We start from the raw sequence: 11,479 nt of genomic DNA, 5'->3' as shown, positions 1-11,479 counted from the left end.
ATCTTTAGTTACACCACACAGATTATTTATTTCTACTGAACTTGATGGAAGTTTAAATGTGTGGTCAGCCATTTTTTCAAACTTACTTTATTTTGCATACGACAAAACATATCGGTTTATAGAAGTGGTAGAAGAATTTATTTCATATGAAAAAATTATCAAATCTGATTTAAAAAAAGCGCTTGAATTAAAAAATAAAATACTTGATTTATTTAAATCAAAAAAATTAAATGAAGATGAAATTGTAGATGCTTTTATAGGTATTGCAAATATAATTGCGCCTAAATCTAAAAATAGTGAATCAATTGGATTGTTACGTGCAGTATTAAATTCAAAAGAACAATTGAATTCTTATAACTTATCTACTATTGAAGAAATAACAATAATGACTTTACACAAATCAAAGGGACTTGAATTTGATGTCGTAATTCATCTTGATTTGTATGAATGGATCCTTCCTAAGAAACAACCAGGGGTAAATAATGATTGGAAAAATCCAGTTTTTTCTAACTGGATACAGGATATAAATTTGCATTATGTTGGTATTACAAGGGCAAAAAAAGGATGTCTGCTAATTTCAAGTACTAAAAGAACTAATGATGCTGGGCAAGAAAAAGAGGGCAACAATTCTGAATTTATTTCTTTACATGGCATCCAACAGCTTAGATATTTCCCTCCCCAAAAATAGTATGTATAAAGTTGTTGTCTGAAATTTATTCGTCACTTTTCACTAAAACCTTCAAAAAATTCTTCAATTGTAATTTCTAAAGAGATACATATTTTCTGTAATGAATAAACTGTTATCTCTTTTTTACCATTTTCAATTTTAGATAAAGCATGTTTATCAAAGTCTCCTCGCAAACCTAATTCAGCCAAACTTATACCCTTTTGCTTCCTAATTTTCCTTAGTTGAACCCCTAATTGTATCGTAAACGAATCTTTGTCTTTCATTTTCATTGCGTATTAGATGCAATGAAATTTTTTATGTTATCAAAAAGGTTGTACGAACATACAACGTTGGTATTTTTTACTTAAATTGCATTGCATTCAAATTACTTTTCATGCTCAAACAGCTAAAATTCAATCTATGATAAAGCTCCAGCAGTTTATCATTCACTTAGCCTCTGATGTAGATTCGTTGAGAAGAAGTAAGCATAATGAGGACAATCCTATATCATTCGTTGATTTTTTAGGAATGCTTTCAGATGAACAACTTCAATACTATACTAATGCAATTTTAACGGTATTAGAGAAAGAAATGCCTGTACAAGAAGAATTGGAAATCGCTGCAGTTTTTTACTTCAATATTATGACTCAAGTAGAGGGAGTATGTGGTGAGTCCATAAATATCCAGGATGATAAATGGGTGGTGAAAATGTTTTGCTTTTTAATGATGGAGAAATTTCAAAGAGATAAATACATTTCAGATTTTTCAGGGTTTCTTAAAGACGGACAGCCAACCTACAATCAATCGACCGATATGCAAGGCGAAATGAAAAAATATCTTGATAGTATCAAATCATGCATTTAAATAAATCAAAAAATAAACTAATCTAGAAATGGACGCAACAACAAAAATTATCTTTACACTTTTTTGCCTCGTAACATTCTTATCCTGCAGCAAATCTAATAAAGATTACATTGGAAAATATGATTCACAGTTCCCCATTGATGTTAAGGTCTTAAATACTGTTGATTTAGCTTCAATCAAATTGAATTTAATTCAGAATGAATCAACCAATTCTCTTACGGGGACGGGTACCTTAAGCATGCCGCAGGTACAAATTGGCCTTTACGGGAATAATTATAAGAGGACAAAAAGTAATTTAGACCTAATCGAACTTAATATTAAAAATGACACATTGTTCTTTATTATTAAAACAGTAGCATCAAATAATAGAATTGATGCATATCTATTCAAAGAAGGAGACAAAACAGTTTTTGGAATAAATAAGAATATGTGTTCTAAAAAAGCGTTAGGACCGCAATTTATAAAAGAAGACGGTCAGTATAATCAGTATACAACCAATGATCAACTTTATGAGAAATTTTATGCATTTATTAATGCACAGATAAATCATAATGACAGTATTATTAAAAGCAATAGTATTGGAGAAGATAAAAAACTAATGTTGATCGAGGCTAATAAATATTACCGTGAAATGTACAGTGAAAAATAATATTCAACTATCGTCCTTTTAAATTGAAGGGTGCAAAGGATATATGAGAAAAAATTATTGAATCGGTAGTATTGTTTGAGGCAATTGAAATAATTGAATTATTATAAATCTATACATGTTGATTTAAGTATGGAAGATCATAATAAGCTATTTGTCGGAGAAAACTCAATAGGCTTACTAGTAGAGGATGCGTTAAAAGACAGCGGTAAAAAAGCACTTGAAAGGCATGCCGCTAATTGTAGGCCAATCGTAATTTCAGTAAAAGGAGTTATTTATAATAAGTACATTGACGGAAGATTAATAGAACGAGCACTTGATCCAATACATAAATTGAAATAGAATTGACTGGAATAATATGCTACATTTATATAAATCACTATTTTTCAGTCAATTGCATATTATTGAAAATATTTAACAATTAACAAAAGCTAATATATTTAGCATTTATACATATATTGCTAATATAAATAGCAATATATGTATATTAACTGTCACAGTTATTTCAGCTTAAAATATGGAACTTTATCTCCGGAAGCACTCGTGCAAGAAGGTATAGATAAAGGTGCTGAAATACTTTGCTTATCTGATATCAATAATACATCAGCTGCTTTCACTTTTTATAACGAATGCATAAAGCATAACATAAAACCACTTATTGGCATTGAATTTAGAAACGAAGATGACTTCCTTTATCTAGGCATAGCAAAAAACAATGATGGGTTCAGAGAATTAAACCAATTTCTTTCAACTTTCAATAATGTAGATCATGCAAAGCCATTGGTAGCACCTGCTTTTAAGAACTGCTATATTATTTATAAATATGGAAGCATTGCCCTAGATGCTTTAAAAGATAATGAATACATAGGTTTAAAAACCTCTGACGTAAATCGGTTTATAACCTCCGAAAATACTTTGCGCCAGGATAAATATATCATGTTGCATCCTGTTACTTTTAAAAACAAGAAAGGATTCAATACACATCGGCTTTTGCGCGCTATTGATAAGAATTTGTTGTTGTCTAAATTGAGTGTGCAAGAGCAAGCTCAATCTGACGAAATGATGTTGCCTGTTAATGAATTGATTTCTGCATATGGAAGATTTCCGCAGATTATTAATAATACCATGCAATTGATCAACAATTGTAATATAGAATTCAATACAGTCAGTAAAAACAAAAAACTCTATACTACATCTGCAGCGGACGATAGAGAGCTGTTAAAAAAGCTTGCATTGGATGGCTTTAAAGAACGATATGGCGCAAAAAACAAAATAGCTCTGGATCGCGTCCATCGAGAATTAAAAGTAATAGATGAATTGGGTTTCAATGCATACTTCCTTATAACCTGGGATATTTTGCGCTATGCCATCTCCAATAACTTTTCTTATGTAGGACGTGGCAGCGGAGCAAACAGCATTGTGGCTTATTGCTTAAAAATTACAGATGTTGATCCGATTGGATTGGATCTTTACTTTGAACGGTTTTTAAATCCTTACCGCACCTCTCCACCAGACTTTGATATTGATTTTGCACACAATGAACGAGACCAGGTCATTGATTATGTATTCAAGAGATATGGTATAGAAAAAACAGTATTGCTAGCCACATACAACACATTTAAAGGGCGTTCTATTATTCGTGAGTTAGGCAAAGTATTTGGATTACCCAAACATGAAATCGATGCTATCGTGCAAAATAGAGCTACCTCTTTATCAAAAGAGTGGGATTCCATTGTGGGATTGATTTTTACATATGCACAGGAACTCGAAGGAATACCTAATTATCTTGGAATACATGCAGGTGGTATTCTTATTTCAGAAGATCCCGTTGTCTGTTATACTGCAACTGATATGCCTCCCAAAGGCTTCCCAATAACTCATTTTGATATGTTTGTAGCTGAAGAGATGGGTTATTATAAATACGATATTTTAAGCCAGCGTGGATTAGGACACATTCGGGACACAATAAAAATAGTTCAAAAGAATACAGGCAAGATCGTAGAACTAAATACACAAAAAGCAATCCAGGATGAAAATGTAAGACAGGCTATAAGTACTGCAAATACTGTAGGATGCTTTTACATTGAATCTCCGGGCATGCGCATGCTATTAAAGAAATTAAAATGCAGTGATTATCTAACATTGGTTGCGGCAAGTTCCATTATTCGTCCAGGTGTTGCACAATCTGGTATGATGGGGCAATATATTTCACGTTTTCATAAACCTGAAACAGTTCAGTATCTGCACCCGATCATGGAGGAACTTCTTAAAGAAACTTTTGGTGTGATGGTTTATCAGGAGGACGTGATTAAAGTAGCCCATTATTTTGGTGGAATTGATTTAGGGAAAGCCGATATATTACGCCGTGCCATGTCTGGAAAATACAGAGGACAAAAAGGTTTTGAATTGGTAAGAGAGGAATTTTTTGAATCCTGCAAACAACAAGGGCATGATGAAGCTATTTATAAAGAGGTCTGGAGACAAATGGAAAGTTTTGGCGGGTATTCATTCTCTAAAGCACATTCTGCAAGCTTTGCAGTAGAAAGCTATCATAGCTTGTATTTAAAAGTACATTACCCATTGGAGTTTATGGTAGCTGTACTAAATAATGAAGGAGGCTTCTATTCGCGGGAGTTCTATTTGAATGAAGCACGTTTGGCTGGAGCCATTATTGAACCACCCTGCGTTAACACCGGATCTTATTATGACACTATATTTGACAAAACAATATTTGTTGGTTTCAGGTATATAAAATCCCTAGAACAAAAAATCAGTGAAGTTATATCTCTGGAACGAGAAGTGAATGGGCCTTATAAAGATCTTTATGATTTTGTTCGTCGTGTTCCAGCTTCGCATGAGCAAGTAAAACTGTTAATCCGTTCAGGTGCTTTCCGTCTTACTAAAAAATCTAAAAAAGTATTGCTGCTAGATGCTGTAATGATCTTTTCCCAATCAAAGGTTAAGATACATTCCATTGATATGTTTGAGCCTCAACTCAAAGATCTGGAATTGCCAGAATTAAAAGGACACACATTTGAGGACGCCTACGATCAAATTGAGTTGTTTGAATTTCCATTATGTTTTCCTTATGAAATCCTGCCACCTGAACATAATATAGGTTCAACGTTTAATACACTTCTCTCGTGCGTAGGCAAACGAACAACGATCATCGGCTACTTTGTTACAGTAAAGAGTTTATATACCAGCAAACACGAGCTAATGTCGTTTGCGCATTTCTTTGACAAAGAGGGACGAGGATTTGATACTACACACTTTCCACCCAGTTTGAAGAAATATCCTTTTAAGGGTAATGGCTTTTACAAAATAACCGGAAAAGTAGTTGAGGAATTTGGATATCCAAGTATTGAGGTTGATAGCATGTTTAAGATTCCATTTGCTAAAAAAGAAATTGTATGATCTTACAGCCAGACAGAAGCATTGTACACATGGATCTAGATTCATTCTTTGTATCCGTGGAATTATTACGTCATCCTGAATTAAAGGGAAAACCTTTAATTATTGGCGGATCTGGTGACCGGGGTGTTGTAGCATCTTGCAGTTATGAGGCCCGCAAATTCGGGATACATTCCGCTATGTCAAGTAAAATGGCTCGTCTGCTTTGTCCGCATGCAATTTGGATTCGTGGAGATATGGAAGAATACTCAAAGCAATCGCAATTAGTAAGGCAAATCATTAATGAAAAAGCTCCGTTATATGAACAGGCATCAATTGATGAATTTTACCTGGACATTACTGGCATGGATAAGTTCTTTGGAAATGTTAAATGGACAAATGAACTCAGACAATTTATTATAAAGAATTCCGGACTCCCTATATCATATGGTTTATCTATAAATAAGACAGTATCTAAAGTTGCAACCAATGAATCTAAACCAAATGGTCAGTTACACATACCTTTTGGAACCGAGAAATCATTCCTGGCTCCCTTACCTGTAGAACGTATGCCAATGGTCGGAAAAAAAACTGCAGAACAATTACATCAGGTTGGAGTCACCGATATACGAACGCTCAGTGCCATGCCTATGCGTTTAATGGAATCCATGCTTGGTAAGAATGGGATTGTTCTCTGGCAGCGTGCTAATGCCATTGATCCTACTCCTTTAGAGCCATATTCTGAACGTAAATCTATTTCAACAGAAACAACTTTTGAACAGGACTCCATTGATGTGAAAATGTTTAAGAGTCGCTTATTAAAAATGGTGGAAGAATTGTGTTTCGATTTACGAAAGGAAAACTTTTTAACCGGCACCTTAACGGTCAAGCTCAAATACTCAAACTTTGATACAGAAACCAAGCAATGCTCTTTTTCTTATACCTCTTCAGATGCGGTACTAATGGAGAAAGTAACGGAACTGTTTGAGAAGCTCTATAACAGGCGCTTGTTGGTGCGTTTGATTGGTGTGCGTCTCAGCAATCTGGTTCACGGTAGCTATCAGATTACTTTATTTGATGATCCTAAGAAGACAATTAACCTATATTCAGCAATGGATAAGATACGTTTGAAATATGGTTCAGATGCAGTGGGTAGGGCTTTGAAAAGCGGTAGTTAAAATCAGTATTTTTAATATTTATTAATATATTGTCTAACATTTTGTTACTACTATCATGAATATATTCATTCCCTTTTTAAATAAAGTTAAATCCTGGATCGCTATATTTTTAAATAAAATTAAAACTTGGAACAATATTTTCTTTGAAAAACATTATAAAAAAGCTACTGAAATATTTTTATTACTATTCTTTACAGTGGCTTTTAGGCAATATTACATTGATTTTTTTGACAATTTTATTGTAATACCTATTTTATCAAAGTTCAATAATAATATTCTGTATAAAATTTCCTCGATTGCATTTTTTATTATTTCCATCGTTTTTGTAGTTAGACAAATTATAGCAATGTCAATCTTTAATTTAAAAATTATTGATTGGTTTTTGATTGGTACGATTTATAATTACGTTGAGATGAAAAGCAATAAGTACTATACTTATACTTTAATTTTTGAAAGCGTACCTATTTCATATTCGGATCTTCTAATTATACTTTTAATAACATACTATTCATTAGGTTGTGTTAAACTTATATCATATTTAATTAAAAAAAATAAAAGTGAAAATAAGCGACATACAATATCATTTGAAAGTGACCAACCTGAGAAAGATCCTAGTTTTGATTTAAGTATTTTAGGATATAAAGATCATGCTAAAAGAATAGCTCAGAAAATTAATTCATATGACAGTAAAGAATCATTATCTATCGGTATAGCAGCAAAATGGGGTTCAGGAAAGTCAACATTAATGCATTTTATTGAAAATGAATTATTACAAAATAATAAATATCACATCGTTTGGCTTAAATCGTGGAACTATAAAAATACTGATAAATTACTTAATGATTTTTTCAAAACATTGGACAAAAATATTTCAAATGAACTTTTTGGCCTTACATCCTTCTTTAATAATTACAAATCAAATCTAATTAAGCTAGAAAATCAGTTTTTAAAAACATCTGTATTTGAGCATATGTATAATGAGCCAATCAATGATGATTATAAAAAACTTAATAACAAGCTTGGTGACATTAATAAAAAGGTAGTCGTTTTTATTGATGATTTAGATAGACTTGAAAAGCATGAGATTGTTGAAGTACTAAAACTAATAAGACAAACCGGGAGCTTCAATAATTTTATTTATGTATCAAGCTATGACAAGTCCTATATTAAGAATGCATTAATTGAAATAAACAGTCACAACCATGAAATGTATATAGAAAAAATATTTCAGGTTGAATTCACTTTGCCAACTATAGACACAAAGAAATATGTAGAATTATTTGAAGAATATTTCCTTAGTAAAATCCCCTTAAGCAAGAGAGAGAGTTACGTCGCATCTTTAAAATCAAATAATAAATTTATATATGAATTAGATTTTTGTATTACTACAACACGCGATGCTAAACGATTTGCCAATCAGATATTTTTTGACACCTCGAATGACCTTTGGGATTATATCGACATTTTTGAATTTATTCAAATTGCAGCAATTAAGTATCGTTATCCTGAACTATATGATGAAATCCAGTATGAATTTCATAAACTGAAAGTTAAAAAAGCTAGTGATATAAATACATTAACTAGTAAACTAAAATTATTGGAAAAAATTGTACCTCCATATAAGGAACAATTGACAAATATTTTAACCAAATTATTTAAAGGCAGAGGGCAAGAGGTAAAATCCATTTCAAATATTTATCATTTTAATAGGTATTTTACTTTTAGATTATCTAACGAAGAAAATTTCATTAATGAAGTTAGAGATATTTTTAATCAAGATAGTAATACAATTAGATCATTGTTAAGTCAAGATAAACTTAATTACAATACAATACAGATTTTATTAGATATTCTAAAAGAGTACGAAACGAGGTCATCAGATGAATATCGTAAATTTTTGTCAACCTATTTTATTTTAGGATCGCACATTGAATATAATTCAATGGATCTTGATTTAAGAAATTTGTTTAGAGTTAAGCTATATCAATTTCTTAATATGCTAACTGAAAATGAGGAGCAGAATTTATTCGATTTCTTAATGAAGCATGATAAGACTCCATATTCTTTCTCAATAAATATGATCCAATATTTATTTGATTATAGTGTGAAAAATAAAGAATCTGAAGCAGGCATTATAATAATATTGAAAAGAGTATTTATAAAAATACTTAATTCTATTCTGAACTATGCAGATGGACGATACTGGAAAGAATCAATTGAACTGATACGATTGATTAGGAAGAATATTGAATTTGAGAGCAACAATTATCAAGAATTAGAAATTAACTCAAGGTGGTTCAAGGGGGAAGTTTTAGAAGGAAACTTCGGACAAATAAATAAAATATTGGATCAATTACCAAGCTATATTCGTACACAAACTACTAGGTATATTAAAGAACACGAAATTTTAGATTCTATATTTTATGACTATGATGGATTACGGAAGTTTTATAAGGTTGGCGATGTGAATTCATTACATAAAACATATGAAAACATAAATTCAGAAAAATTTAATCCAGTATATTTAGTTAATCAAGAAGTATTTCAACGTGCTGAAAGAAATGATCACTTCTTTAGAGAAATATTTACTATTAAACAAAATCAACACATAACCATTATTCCTGAATCTCCCTATTGGCGATTTGGATTTATGTATAGTAAGAGTGAAGATTTTCCTACTAAAAATGAAGATAGGCATCTAGCTGACTATCCTGTTATCCATATTGGTGTTGGAGATTTCGACAGTAATAATAAATGGATAAATCCTAAAAAATTATATTATAGAAATTACAATGAGAAAGTTGAAACGGGGCTTGAGATCCTTAATTATCATTATGCAGGAAAGCCTATCGATATAAGAATTGATTGGAATATTGTTGGATTTTCTTTTACTATAAACATTGACGAATCCATATATTCATACAACATCCCTCATCGTGGTTTTAAATATTACAAAATCTTTGCTTGGTGCGATTATGAACCATTTACAATCAAACTAGAATTTGATAAATCATTGAATGAAGACATTTTTGATCAAATATAATTGAAATAATTAGAACTGATAAAACGCTGGAGTATATTAATATACCCTATCCAAATTTATATTTCTATTCGAAAAATACTTAGATTCATTTCTAATTCCTATCCATTCATTAATTATTGAATCTTTAACTTTCCATTTTGATAGTACCATAGCGATAACAATTAATTGCCTTTGAACAAATAGTTGATCGCTATTTATTAGCGGCGCTTCTTTATATTTTTTCAGTATTAAAATTAAGAGGTTCACATATGGTTTAAATGTTTCTATATTTTTATCGTCATTAATCCAAACAGCCAAATAATTCAAACTTGCTTCAATAGCAGGCTCAGATTGCAGTAATATTTTATTTATCAGAATCGGAATACTTCTAAAAATTTCTGGATGATTCGGATATTCTTTTATCAAATAAGATAAATCACTTAATGCCCAAATTATAATAGATTTTTGATTCGAAAGCAAACCTGCAATAATTGTATCATAGCCTCTAGATTCTTTGTATAACGATAAAAGTATATTGGCTGTCTTTTTATGATTAGGAAGACTTTTGAATTTATCTTGTGTCATATCTATGAATTTATTCAATTCTTGTAGTAGAGATTTAAAATCATGACGATCTTCATCATTCACTTTCCAATCATTAATTAAAGCGTTTAGCTTTTTTAGTATTTCATTCATTTCATCTTTTGTCCATTCTAATCCAATTTCATTTCCATTTTTTTGAGTAATTAGATACAATGGAATATAATGGTTATAAGAAATTGTTGTTTTAGTTGCATTCCAAAAAAGATTATTACCAATTACTTTACTTTTGATAAGTTGTTTAGATTCATCAGTATTGGCAAAAAACGTTAGAATATACCAAAGATTTGAATATTTAATTCCATCATAATTAAGTAGAAGTATTTTTTTATTTATTCTACTTTTCTGATTAGATGACAACAATGAATGAATATTAATTACGATAAACCATCCTTCCAGATTATCTAATAACGAATCAATAACATGATCAATTAAAGGTTTTATTTCCTTTACATAATTAGTTGTTGATTTCAATTTTTTATTTGTCGTTCTATATAAAAGATTGATTCTAGCATCAGATTCACCTTCTAAATGATTGTAATTTATAAGAATATCTTCAATGATTTTTTTTATGATTTTATCATCTTCAATGTACCATATTGCAGATTTTATAAACGAATATTCAGCAGAATAAAAATCATCCAGCGCTTTGGATTTAAATGAATCTAATTTCCATATTTTATAAATCAAGGACTGCCAAGATTTAGGATCTATTGCTGGAAACAATTCCGTGCAAAAATGGAGTATGTTATGTTTAAATTGTTCAGGAGTATATACATCTAAATATATGGTCAATAACTCAGGTAATACCTTATTTGTTTCAGAAGTCAAGAATTCTGAATTAATATAGTCTTGCGCGGCTCTTGCTAAAACGTCTTTATCTGAATACTGCAAAGTGTAAAACAAACATGGTTGAGGAATAATTTCAAAAATGAGCTTAAAAATATTATACCATTCATCAGACGTCTTTAGATATGTATAGCCAATTTTTAATGGGTATCCTGATTCGATAAGTAGTTGAAGATATTGTAATGCCTTAGTTTGGCTATCTAATCCGCCAGAAAATGTTTTTCCATTATAAACCGAAAACCTGCCAGTGCCATAAGGAG

At 30.9% G+C, this 11,479-nt stretch carries 9 protein-coding genes; 7 read left to right on the top strand and 2 right to left on the bottom strand.

What is annotated here, in order from left to right:
* A partial coding sequence (locus ACTHJT_RS04085; RefSeq protein ID WP_440236556.1) for a 3'-5' exonuclease occupies positions 1–688 on the top strand: 688 nt, incomplete at its 5' end.
* A gap of 32 nt (positions 689–720) precedes the next feature.
* Here the strand turns inward: ACTHJT_RS04085 and ACTHJT_RS04080 are convergent.
* A complete protein-coding gene (locus ACTHJT_RS04080) occupies positions 721–951 on the bottom strand; it encodes a helix-turn-helix domain-containing protein (RefSeq protein ID WP_440236554.1) in 231 nt (76 codons plus the stop codon).
* A 136-nt stretch (positions 952–1,087) separates the two neighbouring features.
* Between ACTHJT_RS04080 and ACTHJT_RS04075 the strand changes: the two genes are divergently transcribed.
* The 6 genes from ACTHJT_RS04075 (at position 1,088) to ACTHJT_RS04050 (ending at position 9,791) form a co-directional block, all read left to right on the top strand.
* The gene (locus ACTHJT_RS04075) at positions 1,088–1,531 is read left to right on the top strand and encodes a hypothetical protein (protein ID WP_440236553.1); all 444 of its coding nucleotides are present in this window, start codon (positions 1,088–1,090) and stop codon (positions 1,529–1,531) included.
* 28 nt (positions 1,532–1,559) lie between these two features.
* Positions 1,560–2,180 carry a hypothetical protein gene (locus tag ACTHJT_RS04070; protein ID WP_440236552.1) on the top strand — a complete coding sequence of 207 codons (621 nt, stop codon included), beginning with the start codon at positions 1,560–1,562 and terminating at the stop codon, positions 2,178–2,180.
* A 129-nt stretch (positions 2,181–2,309) separates the two neighbouring features.
* Complete coding sequence (locus tag ACTHJT_RS04065) at positions 2,310–2,519, top strand: hypothetical protein (RefSeq protein WP_440236550.1); 210 nt, start codon at positions 2,310–2,312, stop codon at positions 2,517–2,519.
* 138 nt (positions 2,520–2,657) lie between these two features.
* On the top strand, positions 2,658–5,594 hold the full coding sequence (locus ACTHJT_RS04060; protein ID WP_440236549.1) for a DNA polymerase III subunit alpha: 2,937 nt from the start codon (positions 2,658–2,660) through the stop codon (positions 5,592–5,594).
* On the top strand, positions 5,591–6,748 hold the full coding sequence (gene dinB, locus ACTHJT_RS04055; protein ID WP_440236547.1) for a DNA polymerase IV: 1,158 nt from the start codon (positions 5,591–5,593) through the stop codon (positions 6,746–6,748). The genes ACTHJT_RS04060 and dinB overlap by 4 nt, the downstream gene beginning before the upstream one ends.
* Before the next feature lie 55 nt (positions 6,749–6,803).
* Positions 6,804–9,791, top strand: coding sequence for a KAP family P-loop NTPase fold protein (locus ACTHJT_RS04050; protein WP_440236545.1), 2,988 nt, complete (start codon positions 6,804–6,806; stop codon positions 9,789–9,791).
* Between the two features lie 36 nt (positions 9,792–9,827).
* Here the strand turns inward: ACTHJT_RS04050 and ACTHJT_RS04045 are convergent.
* The coding region (locus tag ACTHJT_RS04045) for a hypothetical protein (protein WP_440236543.1) at positions 9,828–11,479 on the bottom strand (1,652 nt) is incomplete at its 5' end.

Origin of the sequence: Cytophaga sp. (assembly GCF_051961495.1) — a bacterium.
GTDB lineage: Bacteria > Bacteroidota > Bacteroidia > Cytophagales > Cytophagaceae > Cytophaga.
Note: the sequence above shows the minus strand (reverse complement) of the source record. Positions and strands in the feature narration are given on the sequence as shown.

Excerpts from the sequence above, each read along its gene's own strand:
- ACTHJT_RS04080 (WP_440236554.1), bottom strand. The coding sequence starts at position 951 with ATGAAAGACAAAGATTCGTTTACGATACAATTAGGGGTTCAACTAAGG.
- ACTHJT_RS04075 (WP_440236553.1), top strand. The coding sequence starts at position 1,088 with ATGATAAAGCTCCAGCAGTTTATCATTCACTTAGCCTCTGATGTAGAT.
- ACTHJT_RS04070 (WP_440236552.1), top strand. The coding sequence starts at position 1,560 with ATGGACGCAACAACAAAAATTATCTTTACACTTTTTTGCCTCGTAACA.
- ACTHJT_RS04065 (WP_440236550.1), top strand. The coding sequence starts at position 2,310 with ATGGAAGATCATAATAAGCTATTTGTCGGAGAAAACTCAATAGGCTTA.
- ACTHJT_RS04060 (WP_440236549.1), top strand. The coding sequence starts at position 2,658 with ATGTATATTAACTGTCACAGTTATTTCAGCTTAAAATATGGAACTTTA.
- dinB (WP_440236547.1), top strand. The coding sequence starts at position 5,591 with ATGATCTTACAGCCAGACAGAAGCATTGTACACATGGATCTAGATTCA.
- ACTHJT_RS04050 (WP_440236545.1), top strand. The coding sequence starts at position 6,804 with ATGAATATATTCATTCCCTTTTTAAATAAAGTTAAATCCTGGATCGCT.